The following is a 20,642-nucleotide window of genomic DNA, read 5'->3' as shown; positions in this document are numbered from 1 at the left end:
CGAGCGGGCCTTGTCCGCGCCCTCCCCACAGCAACGAGAAAGAGGCTCATCCCACGTGTCCACACCACCGCAAGCGCCCGCGTCCGGCCAGGCAGCCCACGAGGAGCCCCTCCCGCGCTACCCCTTCAGCACCCGGGGCGACCGGCTCGCCCCCGAACTCGACGAGCTGCGCGGCCGCTGTCCCGTGGCCCGGGTCAACACCAACTCCGGTGAACAGGCTTGGCTGGTGACCGGGTACGAGCTGGCCCGGCACGTGCTGCGGGACCGTTCCTTCGCCCGCTCCGTGCTGGGCGAGGCGGACCGCCCCGCCCAGGACGCCCCGATCCTGGCGCCCGAGCTGCTCGACGCCATGAACCACCTCCAGCAGGCCGGATTGCGCGACGAAGTGCTCAAGGCGCTCGGCCGCGACCAGCCCGACCTGCCCGCCGACTGGGTCGCGGAGGTCACCGCCGAGGGCCTGGACACCATGGTCCGGGGCGGCAGCCCCGGCGACCTCCAGCGCCACTTCGCGGACTGGGTCGCCGCCCAGTGCATGTGCCGACTGCTCGGACTGCCGTTCGCGGACCGCGACTGGCTCGCCGTACGCGCCGACCTGGACCTGACCATGGTCACCCCGGCCCCCGAGGAACTCGCCCGCAACTGGGAGGAGATCCGCGCGTACATGGACGCGCACATGTCCGATCGCCGCCCCGGCGAGCCGCGTGGCCTCATCGACCGCCTCGCCGACCTCAACGCCCCCGACGAAGGGCTGACGCGACGCCAGTTGTCCAACATCGTGGCCGTCCTGTTCGTCAGCGGATACGAGGACTTCGCGAGCTTCCTCGGCGTCGCGGCGTACAACCTGCTCCAGCGTCCCGAGGTCATGAGCGCGGTGCGGGCCGAGCCGGAGACGATGCCGCAGTGCGTGGAGGAACTGCTGCGGTGCAGCGTCGTCCTGGGCAACGCGATCCCCCGCTTCGTCACCAAGGACGCGGAAATCGGGTCGGTCCGGGTGAAGGAGGGCGAGATGATCCTGCTCTCCCTGGACGCGGTCAACTACGACTCCGCCGCCTTCCCGGACCCCAAGTCCTTCACCCCCGCCCGCACCCCCAACCCGCATCTGCGCTTCGGCTACGGCCGTCACCACTGCCCCGGGGCCCACCTGGTCCGCCGCCAGTCCGAAGTCGCCTTCCGCGTCCTGCTCGACCGCCTGCCCGGCATCCGCCTGGCCGTACCGCCGGCCGAGGTCCCCTGGCACCCGAACCGTATGGCCATCATGTCGGCCGAGGTCCCGGTGACCTGGTGACCAGGGCCTGTTCGACGAGGCCGCGCTCGGCCGACTCGTCGAGCACGCCGACCTCGACCGACGATGTACATTCGCTCGGGCCGGGAACGTCAGTGCAGCCAACGTTGCCCGAGTGAACCCAGCGGAAGGACGACTGTGCCCACCAAGATCCTGCAGATTCCCACCCCGGACGGCCAGGCCGACGCGTTCGCCGCCTTCCCCGACGACGGCGAGCGGCACCCGGGGGTGCTGCTGTACCCGGACGCCTTCGGTGTACGGCCCGAGCTGGAGCGCAAGGCCCGCGAACTGGCGGGGCACGGGTACTACGTGCTCGTTCCCAACCTCTACTACCGGCGTGGCCCGGCCCCGGTGATCGACCTTCCCGAGCACATCGGGGAAGAGGCCCGCCCCGCGGTCTTCGCCCAGGTGATGCCGCTGATCGAGGAGCACACCACCGAGCGGGTCCGGCGCGACGCCGAGGCCTACCTCACCTTCCTCACCACCCGGCCCGAGGTCGGTGCCGGGCCGGTCGCCGTGCTGGGCTACTGCCTGGGCGCAGTCCTGGCGATGCGTACCGCGACCGCCCACCCCGGCCAGGTGGCCGCCGTCGCCGGGTTCCACCCCGCCCCTCTGGTCACCGACGCGCCCGACAGCCCGCACCGCCTGGTGTCCGAACTCACCGCCGAGGTCCACATCGGACTCGCCGAAGGCGACATGACGCCCGAGGCCCTCAGCGAGTTCACCCGGGCACTGGACGCCGCCGGGGTCGTCCACACCACCGAGATCTACCCCGACACCGTCCACGGCTTCACCATGTCCGACACCGAGGCCTACAGTCCCGCCGGACTCCAGCGCCACTGGGACCGCCTGCTCCCTCTGCTGGAGCGCACCCTGACCAAGGGCTGAGACTCCCGCACCGGTCAGGTGGTGTGCGGTGCAGGGCGTGGGACGGGGGGACGCCGTGGATCCGACGGCATTCGGTGACGGTGGCTCCCCGTCCGGGACCGACGGCGCTCAGTTGGAAGATGCTGGGCCCCGCCCCCGACATGCTCTGTTGCTCTGGACCAAGGCGCCGCCCAGCCCCCGCCCCCTAGGGTTGTACAGGCCTCGGCAGCGGGGTCCGGGCCGACGGGAGGCCCACGGACCGCCGTACGAAGCCGCGGTACGAAGCCGCGGTACGAAGCCGCGGTACGAAGCCGCGGTACGAAGCCGCGGTACGCATCCGGCGCGGGGAGGCGTGATGACCAGGGTCGAGGAACAACTGACCATCGGCTGCACGGCGGAGGCCTTTCTCGGCTTCGTCATGGACGTCGAACGGTACGCCGAGGTCGACGACAAACTCCGTACGGTCTTCTGGGTGCGCAGGGACGGCGACCTGACGGAGTTCGCGTTCCGGCCCGCGCTGCCCGGAGTGCCCTTTCCGCAGCCGAAGGCGGTGGCCCGGATGCGGCTGACCCCGGGGGAGCGGATCGACATCCGGCTGGCCCCCCTGCCCCTGAACAAGGTCAATCACCGCATGGCCCGCTTCGCCGCGTGCTTCACCTGCGATCCGGTGGACGGGGGCGTCCGCGTCACCCGCATGATCGAATTCCGGTTCCGTCCCGGCCCGGGCCGGCTGCTCGCCCCGCTTCTCCGTCGCACGCTGCCGGGTTCGGTCGCGCGCGAACTGCGGCTGGCCAAGGAGATTCTCGAACGCGGTGACAGCGGCACCTGACCGGTGCGCCCCGGTTACGAAGCGGGGGAGAGGCGTGCGCGCAAGGTGGTGGCGAACTCCTCGGCCCGCGCCAGCTGGGTGCGGAGCTTTTCCACCTGCTCGGTCGCGTCCCGCTCGTATCCACGGATCCGCTCCAGCAGGGCGTCCCGCTCGGAGGCCGGCAGGTTCCCGGCGTCGAGCCGGTCGGTGGCGTCCAGCAGGTCGCGCATCTGGTCGAGCGTGAAGCCGAGCGGTTTCATCCGGCGGACGACCGTCAGACGGGCGACGTCGGCCTCGGTGTACAGGCGGAAGCCGCCCTGGGAGCGGGCCGAAGGGGTGACCAGACCGGTCTCCTCGTAGTGCCGGATGGTGCGCAGGGACAGCTCGGTCCGTGCGGCGACCTCGCCGATCTGCATGTGCTCGCTGCTCACGTGGGCGCCCGTCCTCTCTGTACGGCCGGGACCAGGTCGCCGGGACCACGGACGGCCCACCCTGATCTCTACCCTAACGTCAGGGTAGAGTAGGGGATCGTCGGTGCCGACGACGCCCCGGCGAAGACCGTAACCTGCAGGAAAGAGCGTGCGCATGCCTACCCCGCCCAGCGCCGCCGCCTGTCCGCCGTGACTCCTCGCCGTACGCCTTCGCTCCGCGACACGAGCCGGAGCTGCTGAGACAGAACGGGCTTCGCTGCCGTCAGCCACCGGCCACCGGCCACCGGCCACCGACCGTCGATCACCGGCCGACGGCCGACGGCCGCCAGACTTCCGGCCCTGTGTCCGCAGGGCTGCCCGCGGGGCGCCGACCGGCCTCCGCATCCCCCCGCACACCCGGCCTGCCCCGCGGGGCGTGCCCGAGTACGACAGGTTCCCCCCTTGTCATCTGCTGCCTCTCCACCGTCCCCGGCCGCGCGCCTGCGCGGTCTGAAGCCCGACTGGCTGTCCGACCCGAAGGTCTGGCGTACCGAGATCCTGGGCGGCCTGGTCGTGGCGCTGGCCCTGATCCCCGAGGCGATCTCCTTCTCCATCATCGCGGGGGTCGACCCGGCGATCGGCCTGTTCGCCTCCTTCACGATGGCCGTGACCATCTCGGTCGTCGGCGGGCGCCGGGCGATGATCTCGGCGGCGACCGGCGCCGTCGCCCTGGTGATCGCCCCCATGAACCGCGAACACGGCCTGGGCCACCTGATCGCCACCGTCATCCTGGCCGGCGTCTTCCAGATCGTCCTCGGCGCTCTCGGCGTGGCCAGGCTCATGCGGTTCGTGCCCCGCTCGGTGATGACCGGCTTCGTGAACGCCCTCGCCATCCTGGTCTTCATGGCCCAGGTGCCCGAGATGCACGACGTGCCCTGGGCCGTCTACCCGCTGCTCCTCGGCGGGCTCGCGCTCATGGTGCTCTTCCCCAAGGTCACCAAGGTGATCCCGGCCCCGCTGGTGTCCATCGCCGTCCTCACCGCCGTCACCGTGGCCGCCGGGATCGCGGTGCCGACCGTCGGCGGCAAGGGCGAACTGCCGTCCTCGCTGCCGGTGCCGGGCCTGCCGGACGTGCCCTTCACGCTGGACACCCTGACCACCGTCGCCCCCTACGCGCTCGCCATGGCGCTGGTCGGCCTGATGGAGTCGCTGATGACCGCGAAACTCGTCGACGACATCACCGACACCCACTCCTCCAAGACCCGCGAGTCGATCGGCCAGGGCATCGCCAACATCGTCACCGGCTTCTTCGGTGGCATGGGCGGCTGCGCCATGATCGGCCAGACGATGATCAACGTGAAGGTCTCCGGCGCCCGCACCCGGCTGTCCACGTTCCTCGCCGGATCGTTCCTGATGGTGCTGTGCATCGCCTTCGGCCCGGTCGTCTCCGAGATCCCCATGGCCGCCCTCGTCGCCGTCATGGTGATGGTGTCGTTCGCGACGTTCGACTGGCACTCGGTGGCGCCCAAGACCCTCAGGCGGATGCCGGCCGGCGAGATCGCCGTCATGGTGATCACCGTCGCGGTCGTGGTCGCCAGTCACAACCTCGCCGTCGGCGTGGTCGTCGGTTCCCTCACCGCGATGGTCGTCTTCGCGCGGCGCGTCGCCCACCTGGCCGAAGTCACCCCGGTGGCCGGACCCGACGACGGCACCGTCGTCTACCGCGTCACCGGCGAGCTGTTCTTCGCCTCTTCCAACGATCTCGTCGGCCAGTTCCGCTACGCCACCGACCCCGACCGCGTCGTCATCGACCTGTCCGCCGCCCACATCTGGGACGCTTCCTCGGTCGCCGCCCTCGACGCCATCGAGAACAAGTACCGGCAGCGCGGCAAGACGGTCGAGATCACCGGCCTGAACGACCCGAGCGCCCTCCTCCACGGCAGACTCTCGGGCGAACTCACGGGCTGAACAGCCCACCCCGGGGCCGGAGAACACCCGCGCCGCGCCGCACGAAGCCGTCGGCTCCCATCGTGCGGCGCGGTCTCTGGCCCCGGCTTCCCGGCCCCCTGGCCCCCGGCTTCCCGGCCCCCTGGCCCCCGGCTTCCCGGCCCCCTGGCCCCCGGCTTCCCGGCCCCCTGGCCCCCGGCCTCCCGGCCCTTGGCCCCTTGGTCCCCGGCCTCCCGGCCCTTGGCCCCTTGGTCCCCGTCCTCCCGGCCCCTGGCCCCTTGGTCCCCGGCCTCCCGGCCCCTGGCCCCGGCCCTCGCCCCGGCGCTTCAGCCCTCGCCCCGGCTCCTCGGCCTGGGCCCGGCCTCAGCCCCTGGCAGCCACCGCGTAAACCCGCTCCACCTCGGTGGTCACCCCTTCGTCCGCCGGCCGCACGACGCACCGCCCGCCGAGTTCGACCAGCCCGTCACCGGCCGGGGCGGTGCGGATGACCGAGCCCCGGCCGTGCAGGACCCGCAGCGGCCGCCCGTGCCGAAGGGTGAGCAGCATCGACGCGCTGCCGCACGCCTCGTCCTCGCCCTTGCCGATCCGAGGGGCCCACAACCGCGCCCGTACCTCGCCGGCGGCCTCGTCCGTCCAGGCCCAGACCTGCGTGAAGTCCTCCCCGTCCGGCAGCCCGGTCAGTGCCTCGATCTCCGCGGCGGACCCCATCCGCAGATGGCGCCAGGGCTTGGACCAGGTGGCGGGGGCGGTCAGCCAGCAGATCCCCTGTTCGTCCCGTCGGCAGGCCACCGGCCCGGCCTCCGGGACGAGTTCCTCGACGGTGTGCCCCCGGTGGTGCAGGGCTTCGAGCGTGCCGAGCACGGGGTGGCCGCCGAACCGGATCGGCAGCCCGTAGGAGCCGTGAATGGCGATCTCCGTGCGCCGCGCGGGCGCGGAGCGCACGAAGGCGACCGCGGGGATGCCGAGCCGGTCGGCGAGTGCCTGCCGCCGCTCCTGGGGCAGCCCGCCGCCGTCCGGTTCGATCACCACGAGTACGGGGTTGCCGAACGCGCCGTCGTCGTCGACGAAGGCGTGTGCCAGTAAGCAGTCCACCATGGCTGTCTCCTCAGGTGCCGATGGGATCTTGTGCCGTGGCCGAGCATGCCGCACCACGCGTGCGGACGTGCCACCGCGTCACCGTGCCACCGGCCGTCCTGGCTCCCCGTTTCGGCCAGGTCATTCCTTGTGCGGTCCGCTGAACAGCTACTGCCTGACTTGCTCGGCGCTGCTGACGCTCTCGAAGTCGTCGTACGTGCCGCGCGTACTGCCCAACCTGCGACCGTTGGGCGCGATCGACGGAAAGGACCTGGGGGTCTGCGGCCCGCTCGTACAGCTCGACTTCGAAGGAGTCTGCGTCCCTCTCGACAAGCCGAGCCAGGGCATCCCGATCCTGCTCAGCTGTCGGACCCACTCGGACCCCGTCCCTCCACACTTGACCGCTCGCTTCGGCTTCGTCCACCTCGCCAATATACGAGGGCGACAGCGCGTGAAGTCCGCCCGGACCAAGGACACTCGGTCTCGGCCCGAGCTGGCCGCTACCTTTACTGGATGTCTGAGTCCGCGGAGAAGTTCAACACGGCCATGTCCGCCTGGCAGGAGTGGCAGGACGCGCCCTGGGGCCGTCTGCGCTACACGGTCGCCGAGGCGAACCTGGTCCGCCGTCTCGATGCTCTGCCGGACGGGCCGCTGCGTGTTCTCGACCTTGCGGGCGGGGACGGCGGTGACGCCGTGCGCCTGGCCGCTCGCGGGCACCACGTCACGATCGTCGACTACGCGCCCGCGATGCTCGCCGCGGCGGCCGAGCGGGCCGCGGCGGGCGGCCTGACGGAGCAGATCACCTGCGTCCGGGCCGATGTGCACGCGCTGCCCGCCGGCCTGGCCACCGGGGCGTTCGACGTGGTGCTGTGCCACAGCCTCCTGCCGTACGTGGACGATGCCGGCCCCACCCTGGGCGCGGCCCTGGCGGCGCTGCGCGGCGGCGGCCTGGTGTCGGTGATGGCGCTCAACCGGCATGCGGCGCCGTTGAACGTAGCCGTCCGGGAGATGGACCTCGCCGCCGCGCTGGCCGCGCTCGACACCGACCGGGGGCGGTCTCGGATGTTCGACGCGGCGCTGAGGCTGCACACGGCCGAGGAGATCACCACGCATCTGGTGGACAGCGGCTGCCGGGACGTGCGCCACTACGGCATCCGCAGCGTTTGCGACTACATCACCGACGATGCCCGCAAACACGACCCGGCGTTCTACCACGACCTCGAACGCCTCGAACTCGCCATGACCGCACGCCACCCGTACATGCACACGGCTCGCGCCTTCCAGCTGACCGCCTGGAAGCGCGGAGGGTGATGCTGTGGATCGCCGGTGGCGGCGCGGCACGGCTGCCGCGCGCGGGGCGGCTTGCCGGGCAGGCCATCGCCGTGAGGACGCGGCGAAGCCAGACAGCCTGAGCGCGTGTTGGCGGGGCCGCGGAGGGTGTGAATGCGCGTCAGGGGCGGGAGGTGGTTGATCAGGTCGGGCCGGGCGTGACGCCGCAGGCGTCGTTGTCCTGCGGCTGGAGCAGGTCCCAGCGGTTGCCGTAGAGGTCCTGGAAGACGGCCACGGTGCCGTAGGGCTCGCAGCGCGGGGCTTGTTCGAACCGAGCACCTTCACATAAAAAGCGATGGCCGCGTCGTAGTCGCGCACCACCACGGTCACCAGTCCCAAATGCCGTCTCATTCACCGATCATGCCTCACCTGACCGGCCCATCACCGCAGCGACGGATGCCGCTGGTCTGTCTGCCGGGGGGGGCGTTCGTCGGTCCAGCGAGGAGGTAAGCACACACCGCCTTCCAGGTCGGCCAATTTCACCGGACCAGGCAATGACGCTGGAGACGTCCGTGCCGGCGCCGTTTTCCCTTGCCCGTAGCGAGCTGCAGAAACTCATCGACGAGGCTGAGCACCCGGAGCGGAAGCACGCCGACACCGCCCAGGGATACGCCAGTGCCATCCGGAGCAATACGGACGAAAAGACCCCGGACAGCGGCCTCTGGGACCAGTTCCCGGACTGGTGGGACCAGCACGGTGGGGACCTGCTCACGGCCTGGTCGCTGCGCGGTTCCGCCGCTACGAGGCGCGCTCCGGGATGCCGCTCCTGCATGGCCGCCCTCTGTCCGCCGCGACACTGCGCCCTGATGGCCAGTGGGGCTCGGTGCACTCCGAGGTCCTGTACGAGCACGTGGTGGCCGCTTCGGCCCTCTACGACGAACTCGTGACGGCCGAGGTGTGCGAGGTTCTGGGGCCGGCCTCCGAGCCGAGGACTGTCACCGCCGGGCGCCGACCGGTAAGGGACGCCGCCGATGCCCCGCACGGGCTGATCCGCTGGATCCCCTGGCGCAGCGACCAGATCGCCACCTGCTTGGAGAACTGGAGCAGGAGTACGTCACCGCCGTCAAAGAGGACGGCACCCTCAAGTTCCTGCCCGTGATCTCCGTCAGCCGCGTTGGTATCTGGCTGCCATCGTGTGGAACACCTTCTTCGGTTCCCAGCGTTTCTCGTCGAGCATTCTGACGACGCCGTAGGAGCCAAGGTCTTGCTCCCCGGGCCTGCTGTAACCGGCGAAGGTGAACCAGAGCGCGGTGTCCACGCCTTCGTCCTCGAAGATGTCCAGCAATTCGGTGAGGTAGCGCGCCTGCTCGTCTTCGTCCGGAACCGCGCCCTGCGGCACCTGCCAGGCCATGCCGCCACGTTCTCCCGCGCCCTGGTATGCGCAGGTTCCGAACTCGGTCACCGCGACAGGTTTGCCGTGGGACAGGTGCCCACGCAGCTCGTCACGGAAGTTGTCGGCGTTGTAGGCGGCCCGGTAGGCATCGATGCCGACGAGGTCGAACGCTCCCCAGTCGACGAACTCCCAGGGAGCCGATGCGTAGGTGACCTGACCGCCGAAGTGCGTACGGACGGTCGCGGCGATCTGGGAGAGGAAGTCGTTGAGGCGTTCTTGCACCGGTCCGAGGGAGGACCACCACTCCATGTCGGCGGCAGCCATGGCCCGCATACGGTCGCCATAGGTGTCGCCAGGGAGGAAACCGCCGCAGAACGCGCTGATCTCGCAGCCCGCGACGAACACCACATCGGCGCCGGCCTCCCGTACGGCTTCGGCCCGAGCGGCGCAGTCGGCGAAGAGCGGGAGCAACTGGTCGTGGGGAAGGTCCACGGGAAAGGGGGCGAACCAGACCTCAAGGCCTGCGTCTGCCGCGTGCCTTGCGGCGATACTCAGCCGTTCAGGCTCTCGTCCTGAGATACGAACGGCGTCACAGTGGAGGTCTCCGGAGATCACCGCCATGTCGTGCCGGACCGTCTCAGGGGTGAAGCTCTTGCGGGAGAGTTCTTCCCCTGGGAGAAAACCTGTGTCGTAGTTGATGCCCCGTGCGCGCACGCCCGTGTCCCCTCACTGCCGATGCCGTGTTCGAGCAAGTCAATGCCGCGCTCGGGGTTCTTGGCCAGAGGACGGCTACCAAAAATGACGTCGTCGGGAACTCCGTGCCGGGCGGGATGGCGGGCGCGCGTCTTCCCGGAATCAGATGTGCCGGGGACGGTGGGGGTATGGACCACTGTTGGGAGCCTTCAGCAGGGTGCCGGGACGGGCGCAGCTGGTGGTGCTCCGCACGCCCCGGCAGCAGCCGGCCATGACGGAGTCGCCGCTCTCGCCTTCGCTCTGGCCAGGGCGGCGAGCGCTGCCCCTTGCCGATGGTGCGCAGCCGCTCCCAGTCGGCCTTGGGGTGGCGGCGACGAGCACGTTGACTTCGGCGGTGGTGCAGAGCGGGACGTCCGGCTCCGGCCCGCGAGATATCAAAGCGGCCCTCGATCGTCTCCGCGTGCCGGAGCCAGTCGAGGCGGACCATCCAGGCGAAATCAGTACGCCTGGAAACCGACGAGTTCGCAGAAGCCTGGAGCTCTCTCGTAACGAACCCGAGGGACGTTGCGCCTGAGTAGTGCACCCTGCTCGTCGGGTTCGGCGCCGGGCCGGCCACCTGGACGGCGATGCCGGACTTCCGCAGTCCGGGGCACGGCGATTCCCCGGCCGACGACGAGCCCTGACCTGGCCCGGAGACGTTCAACCCCCGTACGGCACCGGGACGAATTCCCATGCGTACCAGCTGTACTGGACGTTGTCACCGAGCTCAGCCTGCTTGCCCTGGGACGCGTCACCGTGCGGAAAGTGCAGATACCGTCCGACATTGTCCTGGTAGAGCAGAAATCCCTTTCCGTCAGCCTTCTTGATCTGCCAGAAGTGGTAGCCGAAGGCGGAATCTCCTGAGGTGGCCCCTTGCCCCGGCGCGCATCTGAGGTAGCGAGGTCCGCGGTAGTAGTTGTTGCGCAAGGTGTAGATCCCATCGGCATAACCCCGCTCAAGCGTCCACTTCTGCTGCTTGCTGGCCGTCTTGGGCCACTGGACCACAAAATCCTGCGCGGTACCTGCGTCGAGGGCCATGCCGGTCGCCATGTTCGTGAGGACATAGGTCCCACCGATGGCAGGGAGCACCGGGTCGTACCTGTTGGACGTTTCCTGGATAAACTTGACCACCCCCGCCTTGACGTCCGAGTTGTTGGGGACCCCGTCGTGTGACGCACCGTGAATCTCCCGGTTCTCGGCTCCGTCGAGCCTCATCGTCCAGTCTTCGAGCTGTTCGTCCGAGAGCGATCGGTAGGTGAGGTAGCGCGTGGGGCCGGGAGCGTGGGTACCGGAATTCAGATTTTTCATGTACGTGTCGGACGGCTTCATGTCATTCAAGCAGGGATACCAGACACCGCCGACGCTCGCCCCGTAGTTTCTCGTGCCGTAGTTGAGGCCCGCGAGACCGACCCAGACGCGGACCTGGTCACCCAGGGGATTGAGAAGGTTGTACTCGTGGTCGGTCAGTGTGTGCCGGTAGCCTTTGAGGGCGTATCGGGTGATCGCGGCACCGGTCGAATGGGAGACAACGTCCACCTCGCCCTGTGCTTTCTCGCGTACAAAATCACGGAACCGCTTCGCCACCGGGGTCAGCCGGTCGTTCGCGCTCCAGCCGAAGTCGTGAAACTTGGAGTCGGAGTAGCCCGCCTTTCTGAGTTCGTCCTTCAGCCCGCCGAAGATGCTGTTGTGGCCTCGGAAGCCGTGGACGAAGAAGACGGCTCGCTTGCCGAGACCTGTGGCCCGCTGGGAACAGTCCGACTGCTTGAACGCGTTGTCCCAGTCGCTGTCGGCGCCTGCGGCGCCGGCCGTCGTTGCCGGTGGGCAAGCACGGGAGGGGCGGCCACCGCCCGCGCGGCCCACGATCCCGGCGAAGGCTCTCACGCCTTTTCGATCGTGTAGTACACCTCGTACTGCCACGAGGAAAGCGCGTCTGACTTGCCGCTGCACGACCATTTCTTGTCGGCGCCCGACTTGAGGTCCTTGACCGGAACATCCAGGGTGAGCTGTCCCAGTTTTTCGTCCGGGCCCGGCCTGCCGAAGACCGCATCCGCCGCCGTGTACGCGGTGGATACGAGCAGCGAGCCCGACGGGACGGGCAGCGCCCCCACTGCGGTGGTGATCTTGCTGGCCGCGTCCCCGCGCTTCCAGTCGCCTTTCACGTCCCGGTTGTAGGCGGCAATCCCGAGGTGCAGCGTATCGGCATCCGCGACGGGACCGTCGAAGACCACGCGCTGGTCGGGCGGGAACGCAAGCTCCTGTCCGTCATCGATTCCCAGAGGGGCGGTCAGAACGGCCTGGGTCTTTCCTCCTGCGACAGTGGCCCCCACCACGTAGAAATCGTCAGCTCCGCTCGTGTTTTCGGTGGTGAAGCACTTGACGCGGTCAAGGCTGATTTTGAGCTTCATGGGGCCCTTCCGATACTGTCCGCGAGTTTTCCTCACTGCCGGCAGACCGACAGCCCGCCGCCTCGCCACTGGCCGTCCTGCCACTCGCTCGGCCCTCAGCCGGGCAAGCCCCTGGAGGGGCTACTGCCGCACGAACACGCGCGTGTACAGACCTCCTGAGCCGTGACCAGGTGATGCAGCCTCACCCTGCCCCCGGGCGCGCCCCCTGATGTCCCAGCACGCGGAATCTCACTCCAACGCCGCGTGTCGTCCGCCAGGTGATCCGGCTGTCAGTGGCCAGTCGGAATGCCGGCCCAGGCCTGTTCGTCGGACTGGCCGGATCCGGGACGACTACTGTGCAACTTCGCCCCGGACCATACGGAGCCCGCGGGCGGTGTCCACGTACTCACGGGCCCGGTGGATCAGCCCGACCTGGAGTTCGAAGACGAAGCAGAAGTCGGTCTCGTAGTGGTTGCCGCCGGCGAGCGTTGCCGTCATGGTCGACTCCACAACCACCCGCTCGCCGTCGGTGTAGACCCCGTGGACGGTGACGGCGACGTCACGCGCGTACAAACGGGAGAAGTCCTCGGCGAAGAAGCGCACGATTGCCTCCCTGCCCACCATGTGGTGGGTCCCCCCGAGCGCGACGGTGCTGGGGTTCCCAGGAGGTGACAGCCATTCGGCGTCCTCGGTGAGGACCCTGGAGATCCGGTCCGGATCATTGCTGGCGAACGCCTGGAAGACGTTCTCGATGATGCTGCTCATGTACGCACTGTCATCGTCAGTGCGTACCGACGTCTTGGACAAATGTTCCGGCCAACTCCCGCTTGAACAGGGGCGATGCGAACCCTTGTGCGCGAGGGTGAGGCGGTGGCCAGGTGGGACGTCGCGAGGCCGTCGCGGCCCAGCCGGACAGCCGGTGTCAGGCCGGCCGGATACAGGGACCGCGGTGCGGGCCCGGTTGTCGTGCAGATGGTTCCGCACCCAGCCGTCACGCTGATTCTGGAGCTCGGTGCCGGCCCGTTCACCGTCGACGACGCCACCGGCCGACAACACCGGGGAACCGTTTCACGCTGACGGATGCCTTGCTCACCCGCCGGTACGCGACGGGCCCGCCGGTGGACCAACGGACCGACACTCCGCTCGACGCACTACTCACCGTTCGGTGCGGGCACAGGGGTGGCGTCCACCTTGTGGAGCGCAACCTGCGTTTCCTCACTGACTACGGTCCGTGGAACGGAACTGGCCGTGCGCGGGGAATGCGAACTGGCCGCTCGGGGCCTGTGGCTCGCCTTCGAGGTGGAGCCCCCGTGGCCCCGGTTGGCCATGCTGGTGCGGTAGTAGCACGTGCCGGGGGCGGGGCGGGGCGGGGGCGGGGGCTGGTCCGCGTAGCGTGCCTGCGGACCGGAACGCCGCGGCGCCGGACGACAGGAACGGGCCCATGGCGGCCGGCACCGACGGCACGGTGCACGTCAGGCTCTTGTCATTGCACCTGGACTCGTTCGTCGAACACCCAGCGGTACTGGTCCAGTGTCGCGTCGCTGCCGAGGCGTGGCTGAACGCCGCTGCCCTTGTTGTTGTCGGCGGTGTGGAGATACGTACCCGTGGCGTCCAGCTTGAGCTGGAAGCCGTCGCCGTCGGAGTGGGGGGCGATGCGCCAGGTGTTGTGGTTGCTGTTCTGCTGGGTCGCTCCGTCGCCGGGATGGCAGGTCAGACACTTGCCGCTGCGCTCGCAGCGCAACCTGTAGGTACCGTTCTCCGCCGTTTCGAGTGTCCACCGCTGCTGGGGAGACCCGCTGTAGGTCCACTGGACGACGGACGTCTGGGCAGTTCCCCCGTCGAGGGCCTTTCCCGTTCCCCTGTTCCAGATCACATAGGACTTGCCGACCTGGAGGGTCGGGCGCTTGAAGGTGTTCAGACGGATCACCGAGGCGGTCATGTCGATCTCGCCGGCATCCCAGTTGGCGTCGGGACTGTCGACGTAGTCCATGGCGATCACCCCGGTCCGGTGCGTCTTGTAGTAGTACTGCCCTTCGAGCAGCTTCCGTGTCCAGGGGTTGAGGTCCTTGACGTAGCTCCAGGGGGTCCAGGTGCTGCCACCCGCGCCGTTGGCACTGAGGTGGTTGATGTACATCTTGTTCCCGTCGAACTGCCAGATGGCGTTCCGCAACTGGGATTCGATCACAGTTTTCTTTTTTGCCAGGGTGGGGTCGCTGTACAGATCCTGGGTGGAGAAGTAATTGCCGTTGGAGAATGGGAGACCTTCATCGACATACGGCAATCCGGACATCAGTACAATCTTTTTCCGCGCCGTCTTCAGTGTCGGAAAACTGGTGTCGATGTGGAAGAATGAACGCCATCCCTTCTTGTCCAGATAATCCTTGAAGATCCTCTTGTACCTGTCGTTGTCGGTCGAGTGTTCCTGTTGCATGCGCATCAGAATCGTTTCCGTCGGGTACTTGTTGAGGAAATCGACGCAGATCTGCAGGACCTGCCCGAACACCATGTTCTGGTAGAAGCGACCGTGGTGGATCGTGAAGTAGTCTTCCCAGTTCTGGCAGCGGATGTCGATGTAGCGCACTCCTGCGCGCAGTTGCCAGTCGAGAGGGCGGTTCTGGCACTGGGCGAAGCCCGCGCTGTTGCCGGGGTGACGGGCACAGGACTCGTGCGTGCCGGGGATCGACATGTTGCGGATGTTGATGTCCTCCGGGACACGGCTCATCCACTGGACGGTCGCCGCGCGCACTCCGCCCAGGTCGCCGGAGCGCGGGAGCGCCTCTCGTGTTTCGACGGACGGGCTGGTCAGTGGTCCGGCCCAGACGGAGGAGCGGCCGGAGAATGCCAGTGGCACCCCCGCCGCCCCCACCGTCAGGGCCGCGTCTCGCAAGAACCGTCGCCGGTCCAGCTCGGTCATCGCCTCTACCTCTTTCTTCGGCCGGAATCAGCCGAGTCGGGATGACGGGATCCTCCCGTCGTGGAGCGGGAATTCCTCCCCGTGCAGCTGTGCCTGTGGAACAGGTGACTGCTGCTGACGGGCTCGGGACCGCCCCGGACAGAGCGCTGTTCGGGGTGGCCGACGGCATCTGTCCGGGGGCGGAAACGTTCTCCGCGGTGGTGCCCGGTTTCCTGGTCGGAAAGGACACGGCGGTGGGCGGGGCGGTGACGAGATGTGGTGCCGATTTCCGCAGGAGAGGACGGGGCCGCTTCCTGCTGGACGGTGAACCAGGGTCTTGGCCGGCTCGCCGTCCGGGCCGGCCACTACCCCGCACTTGGCACCGAACCGGCACAGACACTCCTGCCACAGCCGAGCCCCACCCGTACGGATGGCAGCACCGAGGCCGCTTCACTCTTCTCTGGGGCACACCTGCTCGTAACTCAGTCACCCGTGCGGCAATTCGAGGCTTGACGACTTACAAAGGCTTCGTGAGCGAGCGGGTCGCCTTCGTGGCGCAGGGAGAACAGCTTCTGGGTGCGGGCGGCTTTTGTGCATGGTCCTGGCCCACCGCGCGGCCGGCACACTCCTGCGGGACCGGCCAAGCTCCGTAGCCGCATCCCGCGACGAATGGTCGCGGCACCGGCCTCGGACAGGCCGAAGTGCTTCACCTTGCCTTCGGCGATCAGCTCCTTGACCGTGCCCGCCACGTCTTCTATGGGCACGTCGGGGTCGACGCGGTGCTGGTAGAGCAGGTCGATGTACTCGGTTCGAAGGCGCTTGAGCGAGGCCTCGGTCACTCGGCGGATCTGCTCGGGCCTGCTGTCGACTCCGGACATCGGGGTCGGCCCGTGCTCGCCGTGCTTGATGCCGAACTTGGTGGCGATCACCACCTGGTCGCGGACGGGTGCCAGCGCCTGACCGACCAGGTCTTCATTGGTGAACGGGCCGTAGACCTCGGCAGTGTCGAAGAACGTCACTCCGTGGTCAACGGCCGCCCGCAGCAGCTTCGTCATCTCGGCTGTGTCTTGTGGCTGACCGTAGAAGAAACTCATGCCCATGCAGCCGAGCCCGAGAGCCGACACTTCGAGGTCCTGCGGCCTGTCCGCCGACGCGAACGGTGACGGACAGACCGCGCAAGCCGAACCGGTCAGAGAAGCGCCGTACCGGGCCGGTCAGTTCGTCTGCGGTCTGCTGAACTCCCCGATCAGTACGGGGTACTGCTCCGCACCGTGCCCGGCGGCGATCGCGCGGTCGGCCATCGCCTTGATCAGGCGCGGCAGTTCGGCGTTGACGCCCAGCGCCTCACTCTCCTCAATCAGGTGTTCCATGGTCCGCGCTTCGGTTTCCAGTGCGGCCACCTCGGCGGGGAAGGAGTTGTTGTCGATCTGCTGGGCGTATCCCGGCAGCCAGGCGGCCACCCCGGTCGCCAGCTGCTGCGCGAACGGCGCGTACGTCGCCGCGTCGACGCCCGCCGTCCTGAGCAGGGCGGTGCCTTGGAGCCAGGCGTTCAGGACGCTCCACATCATGGTCAGGCCGGCCACGTCGTACAGGGATGCCAGGCCGTGGTCCGCACCGAGGTGGGTGACGGTGCCGAGCGCGCCGAGGGTCGACCGGTGCGCCTCGAAGTCCGCCTGTGGTCCACTGTGCAGGATCACTGCCTCTTCGGTGCCGATCGTCGAGGGGATGGCCATGACGGCGCCGTCGAGGTAACGGGCGCCGCGCCGCTCCGCCCATTCGGCGGTTTCCCGGGCCTGGGCCGAGGAGCCTGAGGTCAGGTTGACCAGCGTGGTGCCGTCGAGGTCGACGTCGTCGGCGCCGAGCAGTTCCCGCACGGCGGAGTAGTCGGTCACGCAGACAATCGTCAAGGAGCCCGGTGCGAGCGCGGTGCAGAGGGTCGGCGCCAACCGGGCGCCCTGGGAGACGAGTTGTCCGGCCTTGGCGGCCGTACGGTTCCACACGGTGGTGGGGTGTCCGGCCTTGAGGAAGGCGCCGGCGAGTGCCTGGCCCATCAGGCCGAGTCCGATGACGGTCACGGGGGAATCGGTGCTGTTCATGGCAGCATCGTCAACGTTCATACCGGTATGAAGGTCAAGTGAGGGTGCGATGCGGATCGGGGAACTGAGTCGTCGGACGGGTGTGAACACCCACCAACTGCGCTATTACGAGGCCCAGGGCCTGTTGGAGGCGGACCGCGGCGCGAACGGGTACCGCGAGTACGGCGAGCACGCCGTCCTGCGGGTGCGACAGATCCGCCATCTGCTCGGCGCCGGTCTGTCGTCCGAGGACATCGCGTACCTCCTGCCGTGCGCGGTGGGTGAGATACCGGAGCTGCTCGGCTGCCCCGACCTGTTGGCCGCGATGCGGTCGCGGCTGCGACGGCTGGACGAGCAGCTGACCAAGCTCGCCCGGTCCCGCGATGCCCTCGCCGTCTACATCGACGCGGCCGAGCGGCTGGGCGGCGAAACCTACCCGCCCTTCGACGGTGCCGAACCGGAGCCCGCCGTCCCCGCCTGAGCCCCGGTGCCGAACCGGAGCCCGCCGTCCCCGTCTGAGCCCCGGTGCCGAACCGGAGCCCGTCGTCCCCGCCTGAACCCCCTCCGTCCCCGGGAGGTGAAGTGGGGGCTTGTGGCGCGGCCGTGTGCGTGATCTTGTGTCGTGCGGTGGGGCGGGCGTCGGATCCCGTCCTGGAGGAGGGGCTGTGCGGACTGCGTGCGTCGGACCGGGCCGGTACCGGGAGTGGTGTGACGGGGCGGCGGGGGTGGCTCGGGGATGAGTCTGTCCGTGAGCCGCCTGGAGGCGGCCCGCAGCCTGTTGTTCGTGCCGGGCGACCGGCCGGAACGGTTCGGCAAGGCCGTTGCCAGTGGTGCGGACGTGGTCATCGTCGATCTGGAGGACGCGGTCGCGGCAGCGGACAAGGAGCGGGCCCGCGCCGAGGCCGCCGCCTGGCTCGCCGCGGGCAACAGCGCCATGGTCCGGATCAACGCGCCCGGTACGCCCTGGAGCGACGAGGACAGTGCGATGGCGGCCGCCTGCGGCGCGCCGGTAATGGTCCCCAAGGCCGCGGACCCCGGGATACTGGCGGACTTCGCCCGCCGTACGGGCGGGAAGTGTCCGGTGATGCCGCTGGTGGAGACGGCGGCGGGCATCGAGCGGGCGGTCGAGGTGTGCGCGGCGCCCGGTGTGGTGCGGGTCGCCCTGGGCAATGTCGATCTCGCCGGGCAGCTCGGGGTCGCCCATGACGATCACGAGGCGCTCGCGTACTCCCGTTCCCGGCTGGTCTCGGCGTCGGCGGTGACGGGCCTGAGCGCTCCGGTCGACGGAGTCACGACCAGCGTGCAGGACACCGAGGCCATCGCCGCGGACGTCGTCCGCGCGCGCCGGTTCGGTTTTGCCGGAAAGCTGTGCATTCATCCCGCGCAGATCGCCGTCGTGGCGGAGCGGTTCGCGCCCACCGCGGCGGAACGGGAGTGGGCGCGGTCCGTGGTCGCCGCGGGGGAGTCCGTGACCGTGGTGGACGGGCACATGGTCGACAAACCCGTACTGGAACGTGCCCGCCGCATCCTGGCCGCCGACGGCTGAGCCGCGCCTGCGGGGGAGCGGGCCGTACCGGGGCCTGCCGGGTCTTGCCGGGTGCGGGCTCCGTGGCCCTGGAGGGGTTGTGGTATCGGGCGGCGGGGAGAACCTAGCCGGGCCGGGGACGGTCGGCCCATCGACAGATGGCACAAAACCGTCCATGATCTTTCAGACACGTGTATGACGTAAGAGGGGTGGGGGTCTGCGAGAGTGCCGTTCGCGGCAAGAAGGCGTGCCGCTCGGGGGTGAGGGCCCGTCAGGTGCGGTACCGGACCGTGCGGGCCCGCGCGCAGCGGCGCGGCGCCCCGGCTCACCGCACGCCGCTGCCGCCGGCCCGGTGCAAGGCGTTCACCTGCGAAAAGGGGGACTGCCGGGGCGGTGTGGCAGCTTTCTTGGAAGGATTTCCGGCCGGTCGGCCCTGCGGGGTGTCGGCTGTCCGCGGTGGAGGAGGAACGTGCGTGAGCGATTCACTTCAGGAGGCTGTGGTGGCTGAAGAGTCAGACGAGAACAAGACCCGCAAGAATGGCCTGTATGCGGGCGTGAGCAGCGAGCTCGCCGAGAACATGTTGCAGGGCTGGGCCGACCGTGAGCAGCGCGATCCCGAGCCCATCGCGCAGGCCGCGCACACGGCGCGCCGCCGGGAAGCGCTTTCCGCCCTGTTCCCGGGTGAGCTGCTCGTCATCCCCTCCGGCACTCCGAAGGTCCGCGCCAACGACACCGACTACCCGTTCCGGCCGTCCTCCGACTACGTCTACCTGACGGGTGACCAGTCGCCCAACGGCGTACTGATCCTGGAGCCCGGCCAGGACGGCACCCACCAGGCGGCCGCCTACCTGCTGCCCGGTTCCGACCGCGCCTCGGGCGAGTTCTGGCTGGACTACCACGGCGAGCTGTGGGACGGCCCTCGCAACGGCCTCGCCGAGAACGCGAAGCTGCTCGGCCTGGACTGCCGCGACGTGCGGACACTGGGCGAGCGGCTCGCCGCTGCCTCCGGCCCGATCCGCCTGCTGCGCGGCTACGACGCGCAGGTCGACACCGCGCTGCACGACAAGGTCACCGCCGAGCGGGACATCGAGTTCCGCGTCGCGCTCTCCGAAATGCGCCTGGTCAAGGACGATTTCGAGATCGCCGACCTGCGCCACGCCTGCCAGGCCACCATCCGGGGCTTCGATGACGTGGTCCGTGTGCTGGGCACCGACGAGCCGACCCTGGAACGGGCCATCGAGGGCACGTTCTTCATGCGGGCGCGCATCGAGGGCAACGACGTCGGCTACTCGTCGGTCTGTGCCGCCGGCGCGCACTCCACGACCCTGCACTGGGTCCGCAACGACGGCGAGGCCCGCCCCGGCGACCTGCTGCTGCTCGACGCCGGCGTGGAGAGCCGCAACCTCTACACCGCCGACGTCACCCGCACCCTGCCGGTCGACGGCCGCTTCACCCCGGCTCAGCGCAAGGTCTACGAGGCGGTGTACGCGGCGCAGTCGGCCGGTATCGCCGCGGTCCGCCCCGGCGCCAAGTACCGCGACTTCCACCACGCCGCCCAGCGGGTGCTGACCGAGCACCTGGCCGCCTGGGGCCTGTTCGGCGACCGGTCGGTGGACGAGGCGTACGAGCTGGGGCTGTACCGCCGCTGGACGCTGACCGGCACCGGCCACATGATCGGCCTGGACGTGCACGACTGCGCCAAGGCCCGTACCGAGCTGTACGTGGACGGCACCCTGGCGGCGGGCATGGTGCTCACCGTCGAGCCGGGGCTGTACTTCCAGTCGGACGACCTGACCGTCCCCGAGGAGCTGCGCGGCATCGGCATCCGTATCGAGGACGACATCCTGGTCACCGAGGAGGGCAACGAGAACCTCTCGGCCGCCCTGCCCCGGGCCGCCGACGAGGTGGAAGCCTGGATGGCCCGGCTGCGGGGCTGACCGCGCCCGCCGCGGCCGGCCGCCTCGCGCCGCCGGCCGCACCACC

Annotated in this window: 17 protein-coding genes and 1 pseudogene; 9 read left to right on the top strand and 9 right to left on the bottom strand. The window is 69.3% G+C overall.

Features of this window, described 5'->3' with window-relative positions:
• Positions 1-55: 55 nt before the first annotated feature.
• The 3 genes from OEIGOIKO_RS01565 (at position 56) to OEIGOIKO_RS01555 (ending at position 2,978) form a co-directional block, all read left to right on the top strand.
• A complete protein-coding gene (locus tag OEIGOIKO_RS01565) occupies positions 56-1,285 on the top strand; it encodes a cytochrome P450 (protein ID WP_125051088.1) in 1,230 nt (409 codons plus the stop codon).
• A 135-nt stretch (positions 1,286-1,420) separates the two neighbouring features.
• On the top strand, positions 1,421-2,170 hold the full coding sequence (locus tag OEIGOIKO_RS01560) for a dienelactone hydrolase family protein (protein WP_125051086.1): 750 nt from the start codon (positions 1,421-1,423) through the stop codon (positions 2,168-2,170).
• Positions 2,171-2,504: 334 nt separating this feature from the next.
• Positions 2,505-2,978 carry an SRPBCC family protein gene (locus OEIGOIKO_RS01555; protein ID WP_125051084.1) on the top strand — a complete coding sequence of 158 codons (474 nt, stop codon included), beginning with the start codon at positions 2,505-2,507 and terminating at the stop codon, positions 2,976-2,978.
• A 14-nt stretch (positions 2,979-2,992) separates the two neighbouring features.
• Here the strand turns inward: OEIGOIKO_RS01555 and OEIGOIKO_RS01550 are convergent, their stop codons facing one another.
• Positions 2,993-3,373, bottom strand: coding sequence for a MerR family transcriptional regulator (locus tag OEIGOIKO_RS01550; protein WP_125058376.1), 381 nt, complete (start codon positions 3,371-3,373; stop codon positions 2,993-2,995).
• A gap of 456 nt (positions 3,374-3,829) precedes the next feature.
• Between OEIGOIKO_RS01550 and OEIGOIKO_RS01545 the strand changes: the two genes are divergently transcribed.
• Entirely contained in the window at positions 3,830-5,335 is a 1,506-nt protein-coding gene (locus tag OEIGOIKO_RS01545) for a SulP family inorganic anion transporter (RefSeq protein WP_125051082.1), read from the top strand.
• A gap of 342 nt (positions 5,336-5,677) precedes the next feature.
• Here the strand turns inward: OEIGOIKO_RS01545 and OEIGOIKO_RS01540 are convergent, their stop codons facing one another.
• A complete protein-coding gene (locus OEIGOIKO_RS01540) occupies positions 5,678-6,409 on the bottom strand; it encodes a PhzF family phenazine biosynthesis protein (protein WP_125051080.1) in 732 nt (243 codons plus the stop codon).
• 492 nt (positions 6,410-6,901) lie between these two features.
• On the opposite strand from OEIGOIKO_RS01540, the gene OEIGOIKO_RS01530 reads away from it, so the two are divergent.
• Positions 6,902-7,699, top strand: a complete 798-nt coding sequence (locus OEIGOIKO_RS01530; RefSeq protein ID WP_125051078.1) for a methyltransferase domain-containing protein — start codon at positions 6,902-6,904, stop codon at positions 7,697-7,699.
• Positions 7,700-8,399: 700 nt separating this feature from the next.
• Positions 8,400-8,816: a relaxase domain-containing protein gene (locus OEIGOIKO_RS01520; RefSeq protein WP_170251485.1), complete on the top strand. Its 417-nt coding sequence runs from the start codon at positions 8,400-8,402 to the stop codon at positions 8,814-8,816.
• A 6-nt stretch (positions 8,817-8,822) separates the two neighbouring features.
• Here the strand turns inward: OEIGOIKO_RS01520 and OEIGOIKO_RS01515 are convergent, their stop codons facing one another.
• From OEIGOIKO_RS01515 to OEIGOIKO_RS01485, 7 genes and pseudogenes are all read right to left on the bottom strand, one after another.
• On the bottom strand, positions 8,823-9,764 hold the full coding sequence (locus tag OEIGOIKO_RS01515; RefSeq protein WP_125051074.1) for a hypothetical protein: 942 nt from the start codon (positions 9,762-9,764) through the stop codon (positions 8,823-8,825).
• A gap of 678 nt (positions 9,765-10,442) precedes the next feature.
• The gene (locus OEIGOIKO_RS01510) at positions 10,443-11,663 is read right to left on the bottom strand and encodes an RICIN domain-containing protein (protein WP_170251477.1); all 1,221 of its coding nucleotides are present in this window, start codon (positions 11,661-11,663) and stop codon (positions 10,443-10,445) included.
• Complete coding sequence (locus OEIGOIKO_RS01505; protein WP_125051070.1) at positions 11,660-12,187, bottom strand: hypothetical protein; 528 nt, start codon at positions 12,185-12,187, stop codon at positions 11,660-11,662. Before OEIGOIKO_RS01505 ends, OEIGOIKO_RS01510 begins: the two co-directional genes overlap by 4 nt.
• A 330-nt stretch (positions 12,188-12,517) precedes the next feature.
• The gene (locus OEIGOIKO_RS01500; RefSeq protein WP_125051068.1) at positions 12,518-12,931 is read right to left on the bottom strand and encodes a nuclear transport factor 2 family protein; all 414 of its coding nucleotides are present in this window, start codon (positions 12,929-12,931) and stop codon (positions 12,518-12,520) included.
• 718 nt (positions 12,932-13,649) lie between these two features.
• Complete coding sequence (locus OEIGOIKO_RS01495) at positions 13,650-15,080, bottom strand: phosphatidylinositol-specific phospholipase C domain-containing protein (RefSeq protein WP_125051066.1); 1,431 nt, start codon at positions 15,078-15,080, stop codon at positions 13,650-13,652.
• 641 nt (positions 15,081-15,721) lie between these two features.
• Positions 15,722-16,183, bottom strand: a pseudogene (locus OEIGOIKO_RS01490) (aldo/keto reductase); the annotation flags it as partial.
• Between the two features lie 90 nt (positions 16,184-16,273).
• Positions 16,274-17,155, bottom strand: coding sequence for an NAD(P)-dependent oxidoreductase (locus tag OEIGOIKO_RS01485; RefSeq protein ID WP_125051064.1), 882 nt, complete (start codon positions 17,153-17,155; stop codon positions 16,274-16,276).
• Between the two features lie 49 nt (positions 17,156-17,204).
• On the opposite strand from OEIGOIKO_RS01485, the gene OEIGOIKO_RS01480 reads away from it, so the two are divergent.
• The 3 genes from OEIGOIKO_RS01480 (at position 17,205) to OEIGOIKO_RS01470 (ending at position 20,596) form a co-directional block, all read left to right on the top strand.
• Entirely contained in the window at positions 17,205-17,615 is a 411-nt protein-coding gene (locus tag OEIGOIKO_RS01480) for a MerR family transcriptional regulator (protein WP_125051062.1), read from the top strand.
• 255 nt (positions 17,616-17,870) lie between these two features.
• Positions 17,871-18,680 (top strand): HpcH/HpaI aldolase/citrate lyase family protein, encoded by an 810-nt coding sequence (locus OEIGOIKO_RS01475; RefSeq protein WP_125051060.1) that lies wholly within the window; start codon positions 17,871-17,873, stop codon positions 18,678-18,680.
• 452 nt (positions 18,681-19,132) lie between these two features.
• Positions 19,133-20,596, top strand: a complete 1,464-nt coding sequence (locus OEIGOIKO_RS01470; RefSeq protein WP_125051058.1) for an aminopeptidase P family protein — start codon at positions 19,133-19,135, stop codon at positions 20,594-20,596.
• Positions 20,597-20,642: the final 46 nt, after the last annotated feature.

The organism is Streptomyces paromomycinus, from assembly GCF_003865155.1.
In the GTDB taxonomy this organism is placed as follows: domain Bacteria; phylum Actinomycetota; class Actinomycetes; order Streptomycetales; family Streptomycetaceae; genus Streptomyces; species Streptomyces chrestomyceticus.
The sequence above is the reverse complement of the archived record's forward strand: the minus strand, read 5'-3'. Positions and strand labels throughout refer to the sequence as shown.